Source organism: Bacteroidota bacterium (assembly GCA_016718825.1).
GTDB lineage: Bacteria > Bacteroidota > Bacteroidia > J057 > JADKCL01 > JADKCL01.
On record JADKCL010000003.1, the window covers coordinates 232,536 to 254,281 of the forward strand.

The 21,746-nt window shown below is 50.5% G+C and carries 19 protein-coding genes; 11 read left to right on the forward strand and 8 right to left on the reverse strand.

Features of this window, described 5'->3' with window-relative positions; genetic code table 11:
* Window positions 1-15 precede the first annotated feature (15 nt).
* Window positions 16-789, reverse strand: a complete 774-nt coding sequence (locus IPN95_04700; protein ID MBK9448706.1) for a LuxR family transcriptional regulator — start codon at window positions 787-789, stop codon at window positions 16-18.
* 104 nt (window positions 790-893) lie between these two features.
* On the opposite strand from IPN95_04700, the gene IPN95_04705 reads away from it, so the two are divergent.
* The 3 genes from IPN95_04705 to icd all read left to right on the forward strand — a co-directional run bounded on the left by IPN95_04705 (window position 894) and on the right by icd (window position 5,239).
* Window positions 894-2,516, forward strand: a complete 1,623-nt coding sequence (locus IPN95_04705) for a hypothetical protein (protein MBK9448707.1) — start codon at window positions 894-896, stop codon at window positions 2,514-2,516.
* A 175-nt stretch (window positions 2,517-2,691) separates the two neighbouring features.
* A complete protein-coding gene (locus IPN95_04710; protein ID MBK9448708.1) occupies window positions 2,692-3,891 on the forward strand; it encodes a molybdopterin molybdotransferase MoeA in 1,200 nt (399 codons plus the stop codon).
* Between the two features lie 115 nt (window positions 3,892-4,006).
* Window positions 4,007-5,239: an NADP-dependent isocitrate dehydrogenase gene (gene icd, locus IPN95_04715; GenBank protein ID MBK9448709.1), complete on the forward strand. Its 1,233-nt coding sequence runs from the start codon at window positions 4,007-4,009 to the stop codon at window positions 5,237-5,239.
* Here the strand turns inward: icd and IPN95_04720 are convergent.
* Window positions 5,223-5,540 (reverse strand): hypothetical protein, encoded by a 318-nt coding sequence (locus IPN95_04720; GenBank protein ID MBK9448710.1) that lies wholly within the window; start codon window positions 5,538-5,540, stop codon window positions 5,223-5,225. The two genes, icd and IPN95_04720, sit on opposite strands and share 17 nt — an antisense overlap.
* Here IPN95_04720 and IPN95_04725 point away from each other — a divergent pair.
* From IPN95_04725 to IPN95_04745, 5 genes are all read left to right on the forward strand, one after another.
* Window positions 5,533-5,721: a hypothetical protein gene (locus IPN95_04725; GenBank protein MBK9448711.1), complete on the forward strand. Its 189-nt coding sequence runs from the start codon at window positions 5,533-5,535 to the stop codon at window positions 5,719-5,721. The genes IPN95_04720 and IPN95_04725 overlap by 8 nt on opposite strands.
* Before the next feature lie 791 nt (window positions 5,722-6,512).
* Window positions 6,513-7,868 (forward strand): membrane dipeptidase, encoded by a 1,356-nt coding sequence (locus IPN95_04730; GenBank protein MBK9448712.1) that lies wholly within the window; start codon window positions 6,513-6,515, stop codon window positions 7,866-7,868.
* Between the two features lie 11 nt (window positions 7,869-7,879).
* Complete coding sequence (locus IPN95_04735; protein ID MBK9448713.1) at window positions 7,880-8,230, forward strand: MmcQ/YjbR family DNA-binding protein; 351 nt, start codon at window positions 7,880-7,882, stop codon at window positions 8,228-8,230.
* A gap of 65 nt (window positions 8,231-8,295) precedes the next feature.
* Complete coding sequence (locus IPN95_04740; protein ID MBK9448714.1) at window positions 8,296-9,015, forward strand: hypothetical protein; 720 nt, start codon at window positions 8,296-8,298, stop codon at window positions 9,013-9,015.
* 296 nt (window positions 9,016-9,311) lie between these two features.
* Complete coding sequence (locus tag IPN95_04745) at window positions 9,312-9,767, forward strand: hypothetical protein (protein ID MBK9448715.1); 456 nt, start codon at window positions 9,312-9,314, stop codon at window positions 9,765-9,767.
* A gap of 101 nt (window positions 9,768-9,868) precedes the next feature.
* On the opposite strand, the gene IPN95_04750 is transcribed toward IPN95_04745, so the two are convergent.
* Window positions 9,869-11,995 carry a T9SS type A sorting domain-containing protein gene (locus IPN95_04750; protein ID MBK9448716.1) on the reverse strand — a complete coding sequence of 709 codons (2,127 nt, stop codon included), beginning with the start codon at window positions 11,993-11,995 and terminating at the stop codon, window positions 9,869-9,871.
* A gap of 172 nt (window positions 11,996-12,167) precedes the next feature.
* Here IPN95_04750 and IPN95_04755 point away from each other — a divergent pair, with 172 nt between their 5' ends.
* The gene (locus IPN95_04755; protein MBK9448717.1) at window positions 12,168-13,175 is read left to right on the forward strand and encodes an NAD(P)-dependent alcohol dehydrogenase; all 1,008 of its coding nucleotides are present in this window, start codon (window positions 12,168-12,170) and stop codon (window positions 13,173-13,175) included.
* Between the two features lie 113 nt (window positions 13,176-13,288).
* On the opposite strand, the gene IPN95_04760 is transcribed toward IPN95_04755, so the two are convergent.
* The 3 genes from IPN95_04760 to IPN95_04770 form a co-directional block, all read right to left on the reverse strand.
* The gene (locus IPN95_04760) at window positions 13,289-15,601 is read right to left on the reverse strand and encodes a VWA domain-containing protein (GenBank protein ID MBK9448718.1); all 2,313 of its coding nucleotides are present in this window, start codon (window positions 15,599-15,601) and stop codon (window positions 13,289-13,291) included.
* Window positions 15,602-15,731: 130 nt separating this feature from the next.
* The gene (locus IPN95_04765; GenBank protein ID MBK9448719.1) at window positions 15,732-16,589 is read right to left on the reverse strand and encodes an Rpn family recombination-promoting nuclease/putative transposase; all 858 of its coding nucleotides are present in this window, start codon (window positions 16,587-16,589) and stop codon (window positions 15,732-15,734) included.
* Window positions 16,590-16,715: 126 nt separating this feature from the next.
* Window positions 16,716-17,579 carry a GNAT family N-acetyltransferase gene (locus IPN95_04770; protein ID MBK9448720.1) on the reverse strand — a complete coding sequence of 288 codons (864 nt, stop codon included), beginning with the start codon at window positions 17,577-17,579 and terminating at the stop codon, window positions 16,716-16,718.
* Window positions 17,580-17,771: 192 nt separating this feature from the next.
* Between IPN95_04770 and IPN95_04775 the strand changes: the two genes are divergently transcribed.
* Window positions 17,772-18,521 (forward strand): DUF4328 domain-containing protein, encoded by a 750-nt coding sequence (locus IPN95_04775; GenBank protein ID MBK9448721.1) that lies wholly within the window; start codon window positions 17,772-17,774, stop codon window positions 18,519-18,521.
* A gap of 66 nt (window positions 18,522-18,587) precedes the next feature.
* Here the strand turns inward: IPN95_04775 and IPN95_04780 are convergent, their stop codons facing one another.
* The gene (locus tag IPN95_04780) at window positions 18,588-19,001 is read right to left on the reverse strand and encodes a hypothetical protein (protein ID MBK9448722.1); all 414 of its coding nucleotides are present in this window, start codon (window positions 18,999-19,001) and stop codon (window positions 18,588-18,590) included.
* A gap of 15 nt (window positions 19,002-19,016) precedes the next feature.
* Window positions 19,017-19,568, reverse strand: coding sequence for a sigma-70 family RNA polymerase sigma factor (locus IPN95_04785; protein ID MBK9448723.1), 552 nt, complete (start codon window positions 19,566-19,568; stop codon window positions 19,017-19,019).
* Window positions 19,569-19,758: 190 nt separating this feature from the next.
* Here IPN95_04785 and IPN95_04790 point away from each other — a divergent pair, with 190 nt between their 5' ends.
* Window positions 19,759-21,723 (forward strand): hypothetical protein, encoded by a 1,965-nt coding sequence (locus IPN95_04790; GenBank protein MBK9448724.1) that lies wholly within the window; start codon window positions 19,759-19,761, stop codon window positions 21,721-21,723.
* Window positions 21,724-21,746: the final 23 nt, after the last annotated feature.

Genomic DNA, 21,746 nt, shown 5'->3' on the forward strand with positions numbered 1-21,746 from the left:
TCTCAGCCTGCGGATTTATCCGAGGAGCCCATACCGCGAAGCCAGTTGCACCGCTTCCATACTGTTCCCTGCATCGAGTTTCTCTAAAATCCGTTGACGGTGGGTGTTGACAGTATGGACGGAAATGGAAAGCAAATCTGAAATTTCCTTACTGAGATGGCCTTGCTGAATGAGGGACAGCACTTCCCGCTCGCGAGAAGTAAGTTTTGCCTTTTCTGTTCCGCTTTGACCTTGGGCTTTTGGAATTTCAGCAACTTGACCCGTTCTGTAATTGACGAGCGTGCTTTGGACCCCAAGGTCGCTGCCTTGGCGCGGCGAAATGTCGAGAACACTCAGCGTAAGCCAAACATTGCCCTGCGCATCCAATTCCAGCGGTTGGTGCTGCTCCACAATGCGGATATAGTTTGCTTCATGACTCAGAATTCTGTATTCTGTAATCGCCTTAAAATCATTTCGATCTGCGATTGGAAGCGCAAAGAAAAACTCTAGCGTAGAGATTCCGCGGGCGATGAGCACGGGATAATCCTCGGGATGAATCCTTGAATCGAAATATTCTGTGCCCTCGTTTTGGATTCTGTCGTGGTCATACCCAAAAAGCGATTCGAAGTTGTAAGAGGCAAACACATGCTCCCGACGGTTCATGTCAAAAACCGATACACCGCTGTTTTTGATAGCTGCAAGCTGCTCCAACATCGGCCGCGCGCTCTCCAGCTTGGCATAATCCAAGCCGGCTGGATCGAGCTGCTGTCGCTCCAACAATTCAAAATAGCGCATTTGCAATGCTTGCAACTCTGACATGCCCCAAAGATACTGATTGATCAGTATTGCCGGGCAAACAAGGCTTGGACTGATTTGCCTTAGGATTCAAAAACGCGAAATCCAAGGTAAAATCAATGAAAAAACAGCAACGGATTCACCCCGAATATCCAAAACGCATGCTGCGTATGACCATGCTGATCACGGGACTAACCCTCTTGGGGTTTCGTGCAGCGGGCCAAGGCATTCCGCCGTTTGCAGATCTGCATTGCCATTCATTTCTGAAGCCATTCTACTCCGGATGGGGCAATCCTTGGGAATTTCATGAACATGAATGCCCAACGACTTCCTACGACATGGTCCTGGAAAAAGCAGGTTCGGTTCCGAAATTCACCCAAAGCAACTTCGAATCCATGCTCCTCGGCAATGTCAAAGTGGCCTACCTTTCCTTGACGCCGCTGGAATACGAGATGCGCCATCCAAAGATCTTCCGTGACCTTGAAAAATTGCGCAACAGCTACGCCTGCATGGCAGGCATCACACCCAATTGGGAATTTTTCCTTGACAAAAAGGTCGATTATTGGCAGGAATTGATGGCCAATATGCAACAACTCATCCGCGGCAACCGACAACCATTCGTAGCCGGGAAAGACACCCTTTTTTACGAAGTCGTTGGTTCAGGAAGTCAATTGCAGCGCGTTTTGGGGCAAAAGAATCGGCTGGCGGTCATCTTGAGCATCGAAGGGGCCCATTGCCTCGGTCAAGGCCCGCTGACGCCCGAATTGCTCGCTTCGGCAGACTATCAGGAAGAAATTCTAGAGCATGTCGACGTACTCAAAGGCATTCGACCAATGAATGCGGAGGGCGAAATGCTGCCGTTCCCGGTTTGTGTGATGACCCTGAACCATTTTATGTGGAATGGATTGAGCGGGCACGCCAAAACGTTCGGGCAGGTGGAGGGCTATTTGCTCGATCAAACGGAAGGAATGAATACAGGAGTGACGCCCTTGGGCGAAAAGGTGATCCGGCGGCTGCTCGACAAGGACCAAGGTCGTCGCATTCTCATCGATGTCAAGCACATGGGAGTCGAATCCCGGAGATGGTACTATCGACATCTGGCGGAGCGCCGTTTGAATGGCGACACGATACCCGTGGTTGCGACGCATTGCGGCATCGCCGGCAATAGCTGGTGGACCATTGCGACTGCGCGTAACGGCAACGACCAAAACAAGGTGAGTTGGCTGCATCAGGCGCCGATTGCAATGTTTGATGAAGATGTGCACGAAATTTTCGCAACGCATGGCATCCTTGGGCTGATGCTCGACAAGTACCGCTGCGGCGGCGCACTTGGCAATGCCCTCGTCGATGAAACGCGGGAAGGTTCCATTCAACGCCGCAAAGCCTATATCCACCTTCTCGTAGCCAATATGCTGGAGGTGGTGGATGTCATCAAATGCAAGGAGGCTTGGGACATCATCGCACTAGGCAGCGATTTTGACGGGATGATCAATGCCATGGAACCGTATGACCAAGCGATCAAATTGCCCACGCTGCGCGACGACTTGATCGCCTATTTCGAGGCTCCCGAGGATATTTTTGACCTTTTTCCCAAGCGGAAGGTTCAGCGTTATATGTTTGGGCTCAGCGCCGAGGAGATTGTCAACAAAGTCATGGGCGGCAATTTGCTGGTCTTCACCAAACGTATGCTGGACCAAGAAATTGCATCTGGACAAGCGGCGGAAGGGAAAAGTGAAAAGTGAAAAGCTAAAAGTGAAAAGTTGTGATTCTTGCTTTGCGGAATGCGATGGGAATCGTGCGGTCCATTCCGTTTGATGGGAGTCCAATTTGTCGACAAGGCTCCATGAGATGACGTTAAATTCCTTTGCGATGATTTTGCATGTGGCTTTTCCAATTCGGTAGCGTTATTTTGCAGGTATGAGCACATTGATCACGCCGTCGGAAGCCTTGGCATCGACCCTCGCCGGGGTGCAGCCGTTGGGTACCGAAAAAATGGACTTGCAAAATGCCTTGGGCCGTGTTTTAGCTGCCGATGTTTTGGCACCGATCGACCATCCGATTTTTGATCAGACTGCGGTGGATGGCTATGCTTTCCGATTCGCGGATTGGGAAATGGGCAATCCTTTGTTGGTTTCGGATCACATTCGTGCGGGAGATGCTGGCGAACGGGTTTTGGGGCCGCGTGAATGTAGCAGGATTTTTACTGGCGCCCCGCTGCCTCCGGGCGCGGATACCACTGTGATGCAGGAACTTACAGATCGCGAGGGGAATCTCCTGCAGATTCGTGACGCAGGCTTACGGTTGGGTGGGAATGTGCGTCGTGCGGGCGAGCAAATCCGTGCAGACGCGCTTGCACTTTCGCAGGGACAGCGCCTGAACGCAGGAGGAATCGGCTTTTTGGCATCGTTGGGAATAAAATATGTGGAGGTATTCCAGCGCCCGAGGGTCCACATCATAGTCACCGGCGACGAATTTGCCAAGACAGAAGCGGAGTTTCAGCGCGGCAAAATCTACGAATCGAATGGGCAGATGCTCAAGGCTGCTTTGCAAAGCCGGGGCATCTCCGCCGAATTCACTCTCTGCAAAGACGATCCAGCAGTTATGGCCGAAATGGTCAAGCTCAAGTCGTCGGAATGCGATCTGCTGATCCTCACCGGAGGCGTTTCTGTCGGGGATTTTGACTTCAGCCGCGGCGCTTTGGAGGCGAATGCATTCGAAGTCATTTACCATCAAGTCGCCCAAAAACCCGGCAAGCCCTTGCTTTACTGCGCTCGAACTCAACAGCGGGCATTTGGACTTCCGGGAAATCCAAGGGCTGTGCTGATGTGCTACCACCTCTATGTTTGGCCACTTTTGGACCTGTTGGAAGGGCAAAAGAGGACGGGATTGCCTTCGCTGGAATTGCCGTTGGCAACCCCCTACCGCCGCAAACCCGATGGCAAAGTTCATTTCGTCACGGGCAAACTCACGACGCAAGGACTCCAAATCGAAGGCGGGCAGCAATCGCATATGCTTCAGAGCTTCGCAGAAGCCAATTTGATCGTAGAACTGCCGGCCGGCCCCGAATCGTTTGCCGCAGGAGATGTCGTGAAATGCTATTGGCTTCCGCAGGTCTGATTCGGAATTACTGCGCAGGCCCAACTTATCCACATTTGCCTTTTCCCGATACCAAGGTCAAACCCAAAAAAGGTAGATTCGCGCTTATTGTGTTTGAATCAAAAACCGATACACTATGCAAGGAGAAAAAATAAGCATCCAAAATGGGGTGCTGCAGGTTCCCGACCAACCGATCATTCCATTTATCGAAGGTGACGGCACGGGTCCCGATATCTGGGCAGCTTCTGTCCGCGTGCTCGACGCCGCCGTCGAAATCGCCTATGGTGGCAAGCGTAAGATTCATTGGAAGGAAGTTTTGGCAGGTCAAAAGGCTTTCGATACAACCGGAAGCTGGTTGCCTGAGCAAACAATGGCTGATTTCCGCGAGTATCTCGTGGGCATCAAAGGTCCATTGACCACTCCGGTTGGCGGCGGCATCCGTTCGCTGAACGTGGCTTTGCGTCAAGAGCTTGACCTCTATGTCTGCTTGCGCCCTGTGGAGTATTTCACTGGTACGCCAAGCCCGGTCAAGGAGCCTGAGAAGGTGAATATGGTGATCTTCCGCGAAAACTCCGAAGACATCTATGCCGGTATCGAATTCAAGGAAGGCAGCGACGACGCCAAGAAGTTCTTGGAATTGCTCAAGGAGCATTTTGGCGCACGTTTCAGCAAGATCCGTTTCCCTGAAACGAGCGGCATCGGCATCAAGCCTGCCTCCAAAGAAGGAACGCGCCGCCTGTTCAAGGCTGCGATGGACTACGCCATTCGCCACAAGCGGAAAAACGTGACGATCGTGCACAAAGGCAACATCATGAAATTCACCGAAGGTGCATTCATGGAGTGGTCCTATGAAATGGCCCGCGAAGATTACGGCGGCACCTTGATCGACGGTGGTCCTTGGACCAAAGTGGTCACCAAAGACGGCCACGAAATCGTGGTGAAAGACGTGATTGCCGATGCATTTTTGCAGCAGATCCTGCTGCGTCCGGCCGAATATGACGTCATTGCCTGCATGAACCTCAACGGGGACTACATCAGCGACGCACTTGCAGCCCAAATCGGCGGCATCGGCATCGCTCCTGGCGCCAACATCAACTACGTCAATGGCGCGGCGATTTTCGAAGCGACCCACGGTACCGCTCCAAAATACGCTGGTCTTGACAAGGTGAATCCCGGTTCGGTGATCCTTTCGGGCGCCATGATGCTGGAATATCTGGGTTGGATCGAAGCCAAAAACCTGATCCACAGCGGACTCGCCAAGGCGATTTCGTCCAAGCGTGTCACCTACGACTTCGAACGTTTGATGGAAGGCGCGACCTTGCTCAAGTGTTCGGAATTTGGTGACGAGATCATCAAGAATATGAAGTAAGCCTGTTTTGAGGCAATTTGATGGCAGCCAGAAAGGGGATTTTTCCTTTTTCTGGCTGTTTTTTATCGAGAAACTTTGTTTCGTTTATTTCGTTAGTAACAATAAATTTTACATTAACAAAGTTAACCAAACGGGACATACAAAACCCACAGATCCAAAAAATTGGCGCGAGATCGCTTTCTAGATTACCAAGGCCACCCAACGACAACTTCCAACACAAGGCATCATCGCTGGGATCTTCGATTGAGGAGACAGGAGACTTTGAACTTGCTAAGGCGACATTGGAGATGTTCATGAGCATCCTATCCAATATGGCAGAAGGCAAAACGGTCTCCATTGTTCCATCAGAGTCTGAACTCAGCACACAACAGGCCGCCGATATGCTGAATGTCTCCCGTCCCCATTTGGTGAAGCTGATCGAGAGGTCATTGGCCAAGGATTCCCTTCAAGAAAGTGGGCAATCCATCACAAGCTGCAGCTAAAGGCCTTGTGGCCAATCGAAAAATGCTGGGTTCAACGTTCAAGAAAGCTTCAATTTCTCGCCAATCAAGCCCAGGTTGGGCCTGGGCTTCGAACGAATCCATGAACTAAATCTGGTGATACTCCTGGAGCTATTTACCAGCCAGCACCCTGACTAAGAGGTGTAATGTTTGACAAAATGCAGGTTTACTTTCTGGAGGACAAACAAAAGATAACTTGCTAAAAATTCAGGAATAATTCCGTTTTTCAATTAAACCGAGAATAGTTAATGAATCAAGGCTCATACTCCAAATTGATGAACTTTTGGGGCAAGAAAAGATGGAGCTAATTGGATAGAGAGTTTGCCCAGCTTCTAGACCTTTCTGAGATGAACCCTTATCCGCTGCAATAGCGACCTGTTACGCAACGGGACAAGGCTTCTAAAAGCAGAGAAAGTTTATGGCTTATCTCGAATTCATGGGCCAGATGGCTCAATGGCATCCTCTGAAACCATCATCAGAACATTCGAATTGACACCATTGGTAGAGCTCATCAAACCGACTTAAGAAATCGGGTAGAAAGGGAAGTCCTGATTTACTGGAAAACCACGAAATCTGGAGCTTCACATATGTTCAAAAATGGGCAAAAAAAAAGGCAACGCCAGTTTCCTGACAAAGCCTCCGATACAAATATACGAAAACAGCTAGAAAAGAGTGCGATTCCACCCTACCTTTTTCAGATTTTGTTGAAATTCAATCACTTTAGAATTGCCCATCCACAGATGCTGCCCTACCTTGCATTAAAAAAAGTATCGATGAATGCTTTCAATTACCCACGTATTGCACAATTACTGTGGCTACCGATATTCATTTTGGGATTTGCAGCCTCTGATAGTACTTACCTCCACGCCCAACCCATCCGCGTCTACATGGACCTTCAAATCCATACCACGATGCACCAAGCCTACGGCTTCTTTGGCGAAGGGCTTCAGTATATCGACGCAAAAAAACCGCCCAAGGAGAGCTACAAGCATCTGCTCAAAAACGTGAACCATGCCGATTATCTCGAAAACAATTCAGGGGCGCGAATCATTTGCAACGGGGCAATCACCAACGAATGGGTGCGTTCCAAGAAGAAGGCGCGTCGCGTTATTTTGGAGCAAATTGACTATGTAAATGCTTTTGCGGCGGCGCATTCCGACAAATTTGCGGTCGCCAAGTCGCCGCAGGAAGTCCGGGATTTGGTCAATACGACAAACAAGACGGTCATTTTCCATTCCATCGAAGGTGGCAACAAACTGATCAACAGTCCCGAAGACGCCCAATTTTGGGCGGAACAAGGTGTGGCATTCATTACGCTCATTCACTTACGGGATGCCAAATTGGGCGCGGCGGCCGTTGCACCGGAATTCATCACGAAGTTGATCAACCTACGGGCTGCCTTTCGGAGGGAAAAGAAACGCGGACTTACCGAATTGGGCAAAAAGGCGATTGTCTGGCTGGCAAATGCTGGCATCATGACCGACATCACGCATATGTCGGATGGCTCCCGAAAAGACGCGCTGGATGTGATGGAAAAAAATGGCATTCCTCCCCTATCGACCCACGATGGCTTCAAGCCGATTCAAAACCATCCAAGAGCCATTTCCGAATCTGATGTCCTGCGGATTTACCAAAATGGAGGTTTGATTTCGTTGCCCATCAGCGGGTACTCCCTGCTCCCGCACAAAGCTGACAGCAATTATCAGCGGCAAATCGATCAGCTGAAATGCTATTGTCCAGGATCGATTGACACGTACAAATTCACCTACTCGGCACTTCAAAAGTTCATCGAAGGCAATGTTGCCACAATTTCTGAAGGGAAATTTGCCAAATTCGATGGGCTTTCCGAGTCAGAAAAGGAGCAGTTTTCGATCGGATACCAGAGCGATTTTAATGGTTGGTTGAACCACAGCCGGCCAAGATATGGCAAGGATGGCTGCTACGAAACCGAAAAAGACGACAATTACGCCGAACTGGAAATCAAGGGCCTCGCACATCCAGGACTGATGCCGGACTATTGGGAAACCCTCAGAAGTGAAGGTGTAGATTTGGCTCCCATCGAACGCGCATCTGAGCGTTTTTTACAAATTTGGCAGCATTTTCTGGATCAGAAAGGTACCTTCGAATAAACGATTGGACAATGGTCAGCTTGGACAGCGTACGGGAAATCGCATTGGCTTTTGAGGCTGCTGAAGAGGTGCCGCACTTCGAAATCACATCCTTCCGCGTCAAGAAGAAGATTTTTGTGACGATGAATGCGGAAATGAACCATATCACGATTCGGCTATCGGAAGTGGATCAATCTGTTTTTTACGAATACAGTCCCGAGGTCATTTACCCCGTCCCCAACAAATGGGGTAAATACGGTTGGACGCATGTCAATTTATTGCTTGTCGAGGAAGAATTGTTGCGCGAGGTGATTCGTCTGTCTTATTGTATTGCGGCGCCGAAGAAGCTAGGGGACAAATACATGATGGACGTGAATTTGTGATTAGTATGTAATCAGTAGCAGGTTTTCATCATTGGCTTTTGCATCGTCCAAACGAAATTTCATCCATGCAACACATTATCAGCCGATTATTCATTTTCCTCTTGTTTGTCAGCACGGCAAATGCCCAAAGTCTTCCGCCTTCATCCTCCGATTCGACGGAAAGCAATCCATCCTTCGGGGCCAAGATTGGACTTTTTGGCTCCGGGGGAATGTACCGTGGCTTCCGACAAAAGGAATCCATTTGTTTTGATTGCACCCCGCGAGCGTACCAAACAGCAACTGTAACCAATGCTTTGGCAACATTTGGCATGGTGGCAGAGATTGGCAAAGCCCAAAAGCATCTTGGGATACGAGGTGCACTTGGTCTGGCCTACCAACAAATCAAATGGGACTATGAATTGGAATTCCGGCCAAGAGGCCTGCCTTTGCAACAACATACGGTTCATTTGCGGGCGAATCGGCTTTTACTTGATCTGAATTTTAAGCTAAGGTATTCCACGTTGGGCCGACATCCCTTGATTTTGCAAATGGGCTTCTTTGCCAACGGGTTTTTGACGCGTGGATCCAAATCGTATTCGACCTCTCCCAATCGGTCTGCCTTTTTCAGCCAATTGTTAGGGCCACCCATGGGTGTGACTGCGGGCCTCTCCCATCAGCTCAAGGCAAAGGGAATTGTCCTTGAGCCATTTGCAGAGTTGAGATACAGCCTAGCAAAGGTCATGAGGGATCCTGATTTCACTTCTGGAAGTCTGCAAATTGGGTTGATCGCATGGATGCCCAAATGAAATCACCAACCCCGAGAGGAACCCTTCGGCCTCTGGCAAAAGGTGGTAGGCGATGAACGGCTGCAAGCAGAGAGGAAGAAAAGAACCCGAAGGTTCTCAAAATCATTGTTCAGTCCCCCACCCTCTCGGTACACGAAAGGTTCCTCGCGGATTTGGTTGGGCAATAATACGGAAATCGGCAAATCGGAAAGGCGATTTCGTTTCTCTACGCGCAATTCAGCAGTTGCCAAGGCGTTTGAACATAACATTCCAAACACCGATCCGCCAAGCCACGAAATTTCACCTAATTTCGCGGCATGAGTAATGATGTTGCCCAACCCGACCCCAATGAGATGCTGCCCAAGGGTCGCCGAATTTTCCTGCAGTTGGCTATTGGAAGCCTTGGTTTGGCCCTTGTATGCATCATCGAGGAACTGATCACCTGGAATGCACCGCCATTTTTGATCGGGCAAGCCGTGCTTTTTACCATTTTAGGATTGTTTTGGTGGCTCCTTACCAAGGGGCATGCCTTGCGGTGGCTGCTGTTTGGGGTGCTGCTGATTTGTGGGGCCTATACTTTCCTTTTAGGTGGCCTTCATATGAAAGATCTTCAAACCGAGGCTGTTGATCCAATTTGTTATTGGTTGGTCGGCGGCGGAATCGCCTTCCTCGGAATGGGAGGATATTCTGCCTACAGTGAAGAATTGGATTCCTATTTCCGCTGGCTTGTGCAGCAACGTGCTGACAAAAATGGAGAGCCAACCGAATCCTGAAATACGAAAGGACCTCACTGAAGCAAGAAAAAATATCCTGCAAATGCAAAAACGGGCGGCACCATTACAGTACCGCCCGTTTCTATTTTCAAAGTTTCCGCTTACTGAAGCGAAACTTTTTTGATGATCGACTTACCGTCAGCTTCGACACGCAGGTAATAAACACCTGCTGCTTGTGAGGAAAGATCAAAGGCAAGCTTGCCATTGTTGAATCCTGTCAAGTTGCGTGAAGCGACCTGCTGACCGATGGAATTGAACACAGCCAATTTCACATCCGTTGCGTTGGGCAGGTTCACGTTCACCGAGAACATACCATTGTTAGGGTTCGGGAAGACCGACACTGCATTGGAAGGCAGTGCATTGGCTACCGCAACAGCACCGACTTGGATATTGATATTGTCCAAGTAGAGGTTGTTTTCGTAGTCGGTGATGTTCACGAACTTCACGATCACGTTGGAGTTACCGACAAACTGACCCAAGCTCACGGATTCGTTTCTCCACTGATTGGGGCTGCTAGGGGTAAATGCACTTTGCAGATAATAAGGAGTCACCGTGGTGAGTGCTTGATCAAACTTGCGGTAGATTTCCGTCCAAGAAGTTCCGCAGTCAGTCGAAGCATAAAGTGCAAGTGTGTCTGAATATCCCGTCTGCGAGTACAAAACATAGGAAAGGTCAAACGTCACATCTGCACCGGAAACACCTGAGAGATTTACACTCGGAAGCAGGAATTCGTCGACTTCGCCACGTGCGTTGTAGTCATAGTTGTTGACCCAAACAGAACCATTGCCGCCGTTGCCGACATTGGCCTTGTGCTCCCATGTAAAGCTGTTATCAGGGTTGTTGAGTGTCCAACCTGCAGGCGGCCAAGTGGTGCTCGTGAAGTTGTAGGCAAATGGGAGTGCTTGCCCGGAAGTGGCAATCGTAAAGCTGCTCGAGTTGGAGTCATTGTTTACATCACCATCCGTAGCACCATTTGGGTTGGTGGTGTAGATTGTGATCGTGTGGTTGCCCGCGGAAACGGTCTGCACTGGGAGCGTCACGTTCGTTGCAGCCAAGGACGAAAGACTACCGGTCCAAGCTTGGGTGGAGACTGCACCTCCGTCGATTTGCCAGTTGATCGTGACCGATGTCAAGGTGTTCAAGCCAAAGTTCTTCAACGTAAAGGTTGGCGTGATTTGTTCCGTGCAGTACGTTCCTGATGGCGATGAAATAGCCAAAACACCAGCATCATTAGAGGGCAAATTGACAGGAACGCAACCCTGTGAGTTTGCCAATGAAGACCTTGTGCCGGAAAGTGTGGCATTCATCCTTGTCCCTTGACCGTTGGTAAAGAAGTACATACATGCATCCGGGGTATAGTCCATGTAGTTCATGAACATGACGCCTGGGGAGGTTGCTGAACAAGCATCGGTAGCTGGGAAGCTCAAGCAATTGTAGTTTTCGCCAGCTTGGTTCGGGGTATCTGCAACAAAGTCAGTACCATTGCATGCACCGCCATCATCGCCCCAAATGTGGCGAAGGTTGAGCCAGTGTCCCACTTCGTGGGTACAGGTACGGCCTTTATTGTAGGGCGCAGAAACAGTTCCGGTACGGCCGAAAGCATTGTAAAGCACCACCACGCCATCTGTTGCAGCCAATCCGCTACCTGGAAATTGAGCGTAGCCCAACAATTGTTGCCCCAAGTTGCAGACCCAGAGATTCAAATAGGAATCGCGTGGCCAAGCATCGCTCCCACCTTGGCTGGTATATTTCACGGGGTCGCCGTTCATACCAAAAGACGTAACGGTCGTGTTGACACGTACAATGCCCGTCGTGGGAAGACCTTGTGGGTCGCGGCTTGCAAGGCAAAATTGAATGCCCGTATTGGCCACCAATGAAGTCCAAGCACCAGGAACGCTGGTGACGTCGGCATTGGTTCCACTGTAATCTTCATTGAGAACAGCAATCTGAGATTGTACCTGTGTGTCGCTGATGTTCTGTTGCGTCGTACGGTAGACAACGTGTACGACGACAGGAATGTTGATGACGCCACCGGGAGTCCGGAAGTTCTCGCCATTTTCACGCACAAAGCGCTGAATCTCATTCTCCTGCTTTTGCAAGCTCTTCGCAATCGAAGGATCGCTCTGCATTTGTTCATGGAGGTGGTCCATCGTACCGCAGGTACGTTGTGCCACCAAGCCATTCGCTGCCAAGAGCACTACAAACAGTAAAGCATACAATTTTCTCATCCTATTCAAAGCGTTTAAAATCTTGCATAAGATTACAAATTTTCCCCTCCAATCCCTCAAAGGCCCCCAACTAAATCGATAAAAAGGTTATCCACATGGCAATTCTGGCGATTTCAGGCTGATTTTTGTAATTGAATCGAAAAGCATCAGAAGACTTTGATTAGCTTCGTGTATGAAAATTAATGCCTTCGCAGCGCAAGAATCCGGCGCAACCTTACAGCCTTTTTCCTTCGAATCAAACCCGCCGAAGGCAGGCGAAGTACTTGTCAAACTCACGCATTGCGGGATTTGCCACAGCGACCTCCATCTGATTGACAATGATTGGCGGGCAAGTAAATATCCACTTGTCCCCGGCCATGAGGCGATCGGCACCGTGATTGAATTGGGTGAACAAGTACCTTGGCTCCAATTGGGACAAACGGTTGGAATCGGCTGGCAAGCAGGCAGTTGTGGATATTGCGAATGGTGCGTCCAAGGACAGGAACAATTGTGCAGCAAGAATGTCGCAACTTGCAATGGCCGTTATGGAGGCTTTGCCGACCATTTACTTGTTGATGCACGTTTTGCATTCCCTATTCCGGCTGCGCTTGCGCCAGAAAATGCTGCGCCACTGCTCTGCGGTGGCATCACCGTTTATTCACCGCTCCGTAACTACGACGTGCGCCATTGGCACAAGGTCGCAGTCGTCGGCATCGGCGGACTCGGACACCTTGCGATTCAGTTTGCCTCCGCCATGGGCTGCGAAGTCTGGGCACTCTCCCACTCAGCCAACAAAGAAAATGAAGCGAAGACCTTGGGAGCGCATCATTTTGTCGCAACCTCGGACCCCAACAGCCTGAAAGCGTTGCGCGGGAGCTTAGACTTCATCTTGGTGACAGCCACCGCAGACCTCGACTGGAAACCGTATGTCGCTGCCCTTCGCCCCAACGGACGCATCTGCTTCGTGACCGGTCATGCCACCCAATTGGACGTTCCCGCTAGCGCGTTGCTCGCCAACAAAGGCATCCTCGGAAGCCAAATCGGTGGCCGCGCCCTCATGCAAGAAATGCTCGAATTCGCCGCAAGGAAAGGAATCGTTGCCAAGACCGAAGTCATGCCCCTCGCCAATGTCAATGCTGCCCTGGACAAAGTCCGCGACGGAAGCGTAAGGTACCGGATGGTGCTGAGAATGGGGAATTGACAATTAAGTATGCTAGGTTCGCAGTTAGCAGTTTGCAGTTAGCAGTTTTGAATGTCGCGTTTGGCGCCACTCTCGCTGCTCACTGCTACTTTCTAACTGCTAACTGCCCAGACTTAACGCTGCTTCATCAGCACATCCAAGTACTGCTCCAGCTGATCCTTGAGGGCCGTCAAGTCGGCATCTTGGGCGCCGGGGAATACCTTTTTGAGGGATGCCAATCCGTCTTGCAGCGCGACTTTTGCGCCTGCTTGGTCACCGCTGTGGAACTTGTCGCTCATCGCCTTGAGGCTGGCATTCATCACCGCGACGGCATACATTTTCTTCTCCTGCTGCTCCATCAACAGTTCCATTTCGCCGCTGCCTTCACTCCATTTCAAGGGTGATTCCACAACCTGCTCCACGACCTTGTTGGTGCGCAAATCGGTGTATTTCAGCTTGATGGTCACCGGCTCATTCTGTGCACTCGGCATCGGATTGAGCACTTTGAAGCGAATGAATGCCAATTGATTCAACCCGGCATACATGTTTTTGAGCTTGATTTTGAGGCGATTGGGGCCCTTTTCCGTAATCGGGAAGCCGAGGAGCTGCTTGTACTCCAAATGCTTGTTGAAGAGCACTTCGACTTCCAAGTTCTTTGCAACCGGGTACAGCACCGCGCTCAGCTGCTCCACGAATACGTCACGCATGCCGCGGGCATCGCCTACGTGCTCGAGCAAGCCCCCGCCACGCGTGGCCAATTGCGTGAGCAAGGCGACATTGTAGTCTTCGCCGACGCCGACCGCACTGCATTCCATGCCTTTGTCGGTGAAGGGGGTCTGCATTTTGATGAAATCTTCGATCGGCGTGCCATCGTAGCCATCCGTCAACAAAATCATCCGGTTGGTGCCACCTGCCTTGAAGTTCTTCTGAAGCTCTTTGTAGCCGGCTTGCATTCCCTTGAAGATGTTGGTGCCGCCGTCGGCTTCGATCCTTTCGATCAGCTGTACGATCAGCGCTTTGTTTTCGCCAATTGCCTGGGCAGGAATCAAAACCGTTTCGAAGTCCTCAAAAATCGTCAGCGAAATCACGTCCACCTTGCGCAAGCTTTGGACAAAATCCACCAAGGACAATTTGAGTTGATCGATGCGGTCATGGCCCGACATCGAACCGCTTTTGTCAATCACGATGGCAAGATTGAGCGGGGGCGCAAGACTCTTTTCAGCTTCGGCTCCGGTTACGAATGCCAATCGCAAAACCGCCTCTTGGCTGTTGGCATTGATCGGGCCTCCCCATTGCACCAATGGATTGACGGCGTCGTTGGATTCGGGAGCAACATATTGGCGCTCAAGGAATTTCGTAAATGCATCCACTGCCAATTGTTCGGGGCGGGGAATGAACTTGTCCGGGAATTGGTACTTCTCCTGCGGATTGTAACGCACGGTTTTGGTGCTGTAGCCGATGCCACGGCGGCGGCGAAGGTCCACGACATCCAAATCGAATTCGTAGCGGCCGTGGATCATGTATTTTTTGCCTTTGGGGAGGAGAAAAGTCACCACACCGTTCAGGTCGGTCTTTCCGCGATACCATTTCTTCTCGCCAATCACCTCCAAAAACACCGGTTCGCTTTTCCAAACCCCGTCCGGACCGCCCTTCATGGTCAAATGCGTAATCACACTGCCCGAAGTGCCTTCCTGCGCTGGATCGAGGAATTGCTCGACGGTATCGCGAACCACTTTTTCCTTGATGATCGTGGGTTCGTAAGTGAAGTGGCGCGTACCTCTGTAGCCTGGCACATTGGGCAAGTCGATGTAATCGTAGCTCGCGATGCCATCGATGTCGATCTCGTATTCATTGTCGAGGGGCACCATGAAGGTCGCGATGCCAGCAGCATTGGTATTGGTGGTGAAGGTTTTACCGATTTTGTAGCAGGTAACTGCGATCGGATAGTTGAGCAGCGGCTGATCGTTGCCTTTCACGACTTCCAGCTTAATGAGGCCCAAGCCCGTGGTAGGTTTTACATCGGGGCTAAACTTCTGTGCTTCCGTCTTGATTCCCAACTTCGTACGGTCCACCGGCGGACGGGATTCCCGTTCGTAGCGCTTGAAGTCGTAGGTAATCGTTTTGGACAACTTCATGTTTTTGCCCGGCATCACCTCGAGTTGCCAGAAGAAATAATCGCGCACTTGTTGCACATTCATCTGCCAGAAACGACCGGTGGTGAAGGTATGGGCGAGCTTCCCTTCGGCATCCGTCTTTTGGAGATGGCGTTCGCGGGTTTGGGTTTCGATGAATTCAATTTCTGTCGCGGCCAGCGGCTTGCCGTGATTGTCGAGCACGGTCAAGGTAAGGGCAAGGTTGCCCTGTGGAGCCTGCGCCATTGCAATATTGGCGGTTAACAAACAGAGGATCAGGGCCCAAACACATTGGGCAATTCGAGCAGTTTTCATAGCGAATGCGTTTTCTTAGCGGTACAATACTACAATGTAGGAAGGGCAATTGGTTACAGCTGGGAAAATGAAAAATTGCCGTGGGTTGGAATTTTGGAGGAAGGACCTAGCCTCAACGAAACTTTGCAAATCAGATCGATCCTGCAAGTTTTTCTACTTCCTGCACCGACAAGCCGCTAACATCGGCGACTTGATTATGTGGCAACCCGATGGCGAGCAACCTCTTTGCGACAGATTCCTTCTCTGCAAGTAGCGCTGATTCAACAGCATTTTTCACCGCCCGCGAAACCGCCAAACTCTCCCTCCCCCGCGCATCTTGCTCCCGCATGCCCGCATAAATGTATTCATCCCATTCCTCCTTATTCCAACTTTGGCGGTTTGCATCCTGATAGGCTTGAACAAGGCCTTCATCGTTGGCATTCTCTGGAATTACATTGAGATTTTCTGCCTCTTTGATGAAAAATATCCATTTGTCCGCAATGGTGGCCAATTCAGCACTGCTTTTGTTGAATTTGGGCAGCTCGATGAAGAAGAAATCCATGTCCTTGATGATCCTTTCTCCAGTTTCGACATTGCAGATGCTGTGGTGCGAGAAATAATGGTCGCCCTGGGTAAATGGGAAATCAAAAATGCCAATGAAAATCACGGGGCGCAGTTTGTGGTACTGATCCCCTACTGCAATTTGCGCGGCATATTCCTTCGAAGAATAATACAACAATCGCTTGTCCATCCCGTCCAAATCAGCCACTTGCATCTCAATGATGAAGCTTCGGCCAGCCTTGTCCCGCGCACGAACGTCAATGATCGTGGCTTTCAGGTTACGAATGATCGGCAACTGATAAGGATTCAGGATTTCGACTTCCGCGATGCGGTCTTCGCCTTCCAATTTGAGGATCGCATTCAAAAAGGAAATGAGAATGATCTTCTTGGACTCATTCCCAAAAATTTTCCTGAAGGCGATATCGTTGGTTACATCTACGAAGGTCATCACGCGACGATTTAAACAAAGTTAGCGAATCTCGTGTTGGGCTGCAATGGTTGAATCGAATTCGATTTGGAGTCATTGGGGGAATTTGACAGCGAATTTCCCAAAAAAACATCCCCCTCGAACTTCTCAGTTAGACTCTAACTCAAACCTCAACATACTTCCCTCCCCCACCTCATAATACCCCAATTCCTTGTAAATCTTATTGGAAGTCGGATTGTCGGCGTCGGTGTGCAGGCAACAAAACCGTTTGCCGTTCTGCAATTGCAATTGGGTGATTTGGGCGACGAGGTTGCTGGCGAATCCCTTCCCGCGCGCCTTCGGAGGCGTGTAGACGAGCACGACCGTGATGCCGTGGCGCGTGGGACGTTCGACGCCTGCCATGCTCACGACTTCGCCCTCGACTTCCCAAACCCAAAATTGCTTTTCGAGAATCTTCGCGCGGGCCAATTGCGTCGCCTCCTCGATGCGAAGTGTTTGACGCAAGGAATCCAGAAAAAAGTCAATCAACCAATCTCGGATCAAGTCTGCGTCACGTGGTTCGGCAAGCCGCATCGACCCTGCGCAAGGTCTTGGCAAGCTCAATTGGTCGAGTTGCAGGGTATTTTGCCGAAAAACCCGCTTCCATCCCGGAAAATAGGCATCGGCAAAGGCACTGACCTGCGGCTCTGGGCCCACGATTCCCGGCAAATGGGAGTGATGGAGCTGCATCCATTCGACACCCGCCGCCAATGCACTTTCCCAACCTGTCGGAGCGCAAACCAAAATCAATTCGCGCGGCGCGGTTTGGAATAACGCGAGTTTTCTTTGCCCTGCTTCCGAGATGCCCACCATCAGGGCAACTACTTCACCGCCAGCCGCTTCGCGGCGCTGAAGCCGATAGAGAAAACCCAGCAACAAATTGTTGTTGGCCGCATTTTGCTCGAGCCATTCGGCCCAATCGGCGAGCATCGCTGTGGCAGTGCGGTATTCTTGGATGTCGATCTGCGGCATTTTCTACTTTTTCTGGGGCAAAAGTAAGCGTTGGAACGGGGAGTTCATTGTCGCAAAGGTCAAAATATCCTTGCAAAAATGGCGTCGCTGCCTTTTCATCCGATTGAATTTCCCTTTCACTTTTCTTGCCTCTTGGCTTGGATTTTCGCATTCAAATCCGATATTTGATCATCATTCACCAACTCAATTCCAATGCAAACTGCGCTCCGTCCCAATGCTCAACGTGCCAAGATCGCCATCATTATGATCTGGATCACGCTGGGGACACAAATCGTTTCGAGTATTTCTGACTTTTTTCAATTGATGCTCCTCAAGGCCATCGACAATGGGGAATCCTATGGAATCGACAGTTTGAACGCCAACGATACCAGGCAGCAAATTTTGGGAATTGTGACGTTCCTGATGTTGATTGCTTCGGCGGTCACCTATATCCAATGGTTTCGCAGGGCCTATTATAACCTGCACCTCATGGACGGAAACCTGCGATTTTCCGAAGGTTGGGCATCCGGGGCTTGGTTTGTTCCCATCATTTCCCTGTTTCGTCCTTTCCAGATCATGTCAGAGCTGTTTCAGGTCTCCAAAGCAATTCTATCCCGCAACTTGCCTCAATGGCAAGCAAGAGAGCATTCCACTTTGCTCGGGATTTGGTGGGCGCTGTGGGTTATCAACAATGTTTGGGGCAATATTTCTGCGCGGGTTACCTTGGATGCCAGCACCATCGAAAAACTCATTGTATCCACCCAAATCAGCATGTGGAACGTGGTCATCAACATTCCATTGGCCATTCTCGCGGTGAGGATCATTCAGGAATATTCAGGAATGGAGGGTCTTTTGGCCACACCGATGGCAGTTTTCCAGCAAGACGAACCCGTTTCGGCAGCTCCAATGGAAGAACCGGCAGCCCCGTCGATCAACCTTGAAAAGGGACCGTCTGCTGAATAAAACAAATACCGGAACAGAGCTTTCCTCCATTCCGGTATTTGCGATACATCCTACGCGCTAATCTTCTCAGCTTGCTGCTTTTTCCTCTTCGGCAGGCGAATTGTCAGGAAATCCGCCCGGGAATCCGCCGCAGCGATTGCCCCATTTGGCCTTCATTTTGGCCTTGTCGGATTCGCTCATGCTTTCCCAACGCTGCTCGAATTTCTTGCGCCAATGTTCGTGGCGACCTTGACCGCCATTGCATCCGCCATGGCCTTGACCGCCCATGCGGCCGCCCCATCCGCCCCGACCTCCGAAGAAGATCTTGGCCAAAATCAACAGCCCCATCGCCTGCAACCATGTGATCGCGCCCAATCCGAAGATCGTCGGCATCAGCCAGTTCCAGAGACCCATCACGGCAAAGCCTGCCAAGGTCACGAATGCGGCGCCCATTACCGCGAATTTTAAGCCTTTCAAAATCCAGAATCCTTTGGTTTTCATTTTCTTTCTTGTGTTTTAATCCAAATACCATTCGGCCAACCGCCCTCTCAGATACTGCACGGCGTGGTACTTGCGCATCCGCAAGGTGTTTTCCGTTTCGCCGGTCAGTTCTGCGATTTCCCGGAAACTCAGCTCATCAAATTCGTGGCTCACGAATACAAATCGCTGGTTTTCAGGAAGGTCTTCGATGGCGGCTTCGATTGCCGACCAGATGGATGTGCGTAACATTTGCTCTTCAGGATTGCCACTCAGATCGGGCAAGATGTCCATGAGGCTGAGGGTCGGTGCACCGTCCTCGTCCTCGATTGCCTGCTGCCGGCTCGCAGGCAGGGGTTTCTTGCGGCGATACAGGTCCGCGATCTTGTTTTTTGCCACCCGAAACAACCAAGAGCCAACGCGTTCGATGGTTTCCAAGCCCCGATAGGCCTCGGTCAACTGCGAAAACGTGTCCTGAAAAATGTCGAGGGCATCGTCATCATCGCGCACCTGCCGCTTGATGAAGTTCAAGAGCTTTCCCCCCTCCTTGCGGTGGGTCTGCTCGATCTCTTCATTTTGCGCTGCTGCCATTGATATATGCTGTACGCTATCCATTTCTAACCATGTAGTCGGCGGAATGGATTTTTTATTTCAAGCCGAAGGGGGATTTTCTTTTGCACTACCCACAATATATTGGTTAACAGTGCGTTAAAATTATAGAATGGTCCAAATAAAATGGGATGCCATCCGAAAAGCCTGGCTATTCAGTAGTTTTTCACCGATGAAACCAACGAAGCGATTTTACATCCTGCTCCTTTTCCTGACCTTGATGCCGATGTTGCAACAGGCGCAGTTGCTCGTGGATCCTACCTCGAGCCGTGCAGCAAAGCGCCGCCTCAAGGGAAATGCCAAGGTGGCCAAACTCAGTCGAAAAATTACCGCCGACAAAGTTACCGACGAGGAAAAAGTGACTGCGATCTACCGCTGGGTGACGCGCCATATTCATTATGACAAGCGCAGCTACCGTTTTCACATCATCAAGCCTGCCGAACCTTGGTATGTATTGCGTCGTCGCAAGGCGGTTTGTGCAGGCTATGCCACCCTTTTCAAACGTCTTTGCGCAAATGTCGGGATCGAATCGCATTTCGTCATCGGCCATGCCAAGGGGCTCGATTACCGAGAGGGCGAGCGATTTCTGCGTGGCGAACATGCATGGAATTCGGTATTGATTGGCGGCGAATGGCGTTTAGTCGATCCGACTTGGGGCAGCGGTTGTGCCATTTTGCGAAAACAACTGCTCAAGAAGTTACAATTCAAGCTCTTTGGAACGCTTTATTTGCCCAAAATTCGGATTGTGCACCGTCCGAATATGGATTGGTTGTTTGTCCCGCCGCAGGAAATGGTTTGGAGTCATTTGCCCGTCGATCCGAAATGGCAATTGTTGGATTCGGCGGTTTCGCTTGCAGCGTTTGAAGCCGTGCGGGATACTTTTATACCAGCCGTTCCCAACAATTATCTCGACGCAATCGCGGATGCAAGCGGTCATATCGAGCCGATCCAAGAATGGCAAGAAGGCAGAAATGGCCGCCAATTTAACGTGAGAGACGAATTTGATCTCGCACGCGGATGGATCCGCAAGGGACAGGAAGCTTTGCTGCTTCCAGCGGATGCTGGAGGTGATACGATTGTCTGGCACCGCGGCATCGATGACATGAAGGAATCAACGCCTGCTTTGGCGGCCTGGATGCAAGTGTTGAATGCCGAAAATCGACTTCGGCAGCAAGAATTGAGTGCCTTGAACAACCTCATTCAAAGAAGCCTTGGAAAAGTAAGGGTCGACTACGATCGTACGGAAGCTGAACAGCGCCGAACTCGGCACTTTAGCGACGTCATACATTACCATCAGCAAAATGAAAAGCGGTTACTCGACCGGATGCGACAATCATTTCGCGACAACGGCAGAGGTCCTATGGTCGTGGGAAAACCACCCAAACCTCATGTTTTGGAGAATCTTCAACACAAGTATTCCCAATCGATGGACCGTGCTGATTCGTTGGTCGGGCTTGCGCTGGGAACGACGGTGCAAATGTTGGCACTTTCCGATACCATTGGATCGCTCCAAGATAGTTTGGAAAACACCCGAATACAGGCTGTGATCCAACTCGAAGTCTGTAAGTGGCTTCTGATGGACGCAAGGGAAATCCGCTATGGTTGGGCGCTGATGAAGCTTGACAGCATTGGTCGTCAGTTAAAATCTCAAAATCAGCGTTGGCACAAGGTCAAAAACCGGTATTGGAGCATCTACAAATCCAGCCGGCTACGTTGGCTCGCGCCTGCAAGGCAAATGGAAAAAGCGCATGGCTTGATTTGTCAGATTCATCGCGTCAACGCCCCCTTGTTGCTGGTTGAGGATCTCGGCGATCGTTTCAGAAGCACCTTCGAGGAATTCAGGAAGCTGCGTTATCAACAAATGCAGATTCCAAATTCAGAAGTTGCAGTTGAAAAACAGCACCTTATGACTTCCATGGCGATTTACATCAAGACCGAAATGGAACTGAATCGACAAAGTAACCTTGGTTACGATTTTGTAACCGCTGAAAGGCGTTGGCAAGCAAGTTGGTACCGTGGCGAACGCGCACTTGCAGCGAATTTGCGCAATTCGGCGCGGGATGGCATGCTCAGGTTGGGAGCTTGGATCAAAAATGCACGCGCTGAGGCCAAACGGCAACTCGCAAGCCGTCGATAACGCGACGGCATTCCCGGCGAGCT

Excerpts from the sequence above, each read along its gene's own strand:
- IPN95_04780 (MBK9448722.1), bottom strand. The coding sequence starts at position 19,001 with ATGAAAACCAAAGGATTCTGGATTTTGAAAGGCTTAAAATTCGCGGTA.
- IPN95_04740 (MBK9448714.1), top strand. The coding sequence starts at position 8,296 with ATGCAACACATTATCAGCCGATTATTCATTTTCCTCTTGTTTGTCAGC.
- IPN95_04705 (MBK9448707.1), top strand. The coding sequence starts at position 894 with ATGAAAAAACAGCAACGGATTCACCCCGAATATCCAAAACGCATGCTG.
- IPN95_04725 (MBK9448711.1), top strand. The coding sequence starts at position 5,533 with ATGAGCATCCTATCCAATATGGCAGAAGGCAAAACGGTCTCCATTGTT.
- icd (MBK9448709.1), top strand. The coding sequence starts at position 4,007 with ATGCAAGGAGAAAAAATAAGCATCCAAAATGGGGTGCTGCAGGTTCCC.
- IPN95_04755 (MBK9448717.1), top strand. The coding sequence starts at position 12,168 with ATGAAAATTAATGCCTTCGCAGCGCAAGAATCCGGCGCAACCTTACAG.
- IPN95_04745 (MBK9448715.1), top strand. The coding sequence starts at position 9,312 with ATGAGTAATGATGTTGCCCAACCCGACCCCAATGAGATGCTGCCCAAG.
- IPN95_04775 (MBK9448721.1), top strand. The coding sequence starts at position 17,772 with ATGCAAACTGCGCTCCGTCCCAATGCTCAACGTGCCAAGATCGCCATC.
- IPN95_04710 (MBK9448708.1), top strand. The coding sequence starts at position 2,692 with ATGAGCACATTGATCACGCCGTCGGAAGCCTTGGCATCGACCCTCGCC.
- IPN95_04790 (MBK9448724.1), top strand. The coding sequence starts at position 19,759 with ATGAAACCAACGAAGCGATTTTACATCCTGCTCCTTTTCCTGACCTTG.
- IPN95_04730 (MBK9448712.1), top strand. The coding sequence starts at position 6,513 with ATGAATGCTTTCAATTACCCACGTATTGCACAATTACTGTGGCTACCG.
- IPN95_04770 (MBK9448720.1), bottom strand. The coding sequence starts at position 17,579 with ATGCCGCAGATCGACATCCAAGAATACCGCACTGCCACAGCGATGCTC.
- IPN95_04760 (MBK9448718.1), bottom strand. The coding sequence starts at position 15,601 with ATGAAAACTGCTCGAATTGCCCAATGTGTTTGGGCCCTGATCCTCTGT.
- IPN95_04720 (MBK9448710.1), bottom strand. The coding sequence starts at position 5,540 with ATGCTCATGAACATCTCCAATGTCGCCTTAGCAAGTTCAAAGTCTCCT.
- IPN95_04765 (MBK9448719.1), bottom strand. The coding sequence starts at position 16,589 with ATGACCTTCGTAGATGTAACCAACGATATCGCCTTCAGGAAAATTTTT.
- IPN95_04735 (MBK9448713.1), top strand. The coding sequence starts at position 7,880 with ATGGTCAGCTTGGACAGCGTACGGGAAATCGCATTGGCTTTTGAGGCT.
- IPN95_04785 (MBK9448723.1), bottom strand. The coding sequence starts at position 19,568 with ATGGCAGCAGCGCAAAATGAAGAGATCGAGCAGACCCACCGCAAGGAG.
- IPN95_04750 (MBK9448716.1), bottom strand. The coding sequence starts at position 11,995 with ATGAGAAAATTGTATGCTTTACTGTTTGTAGTGCTCTTGGCAGCGAAT.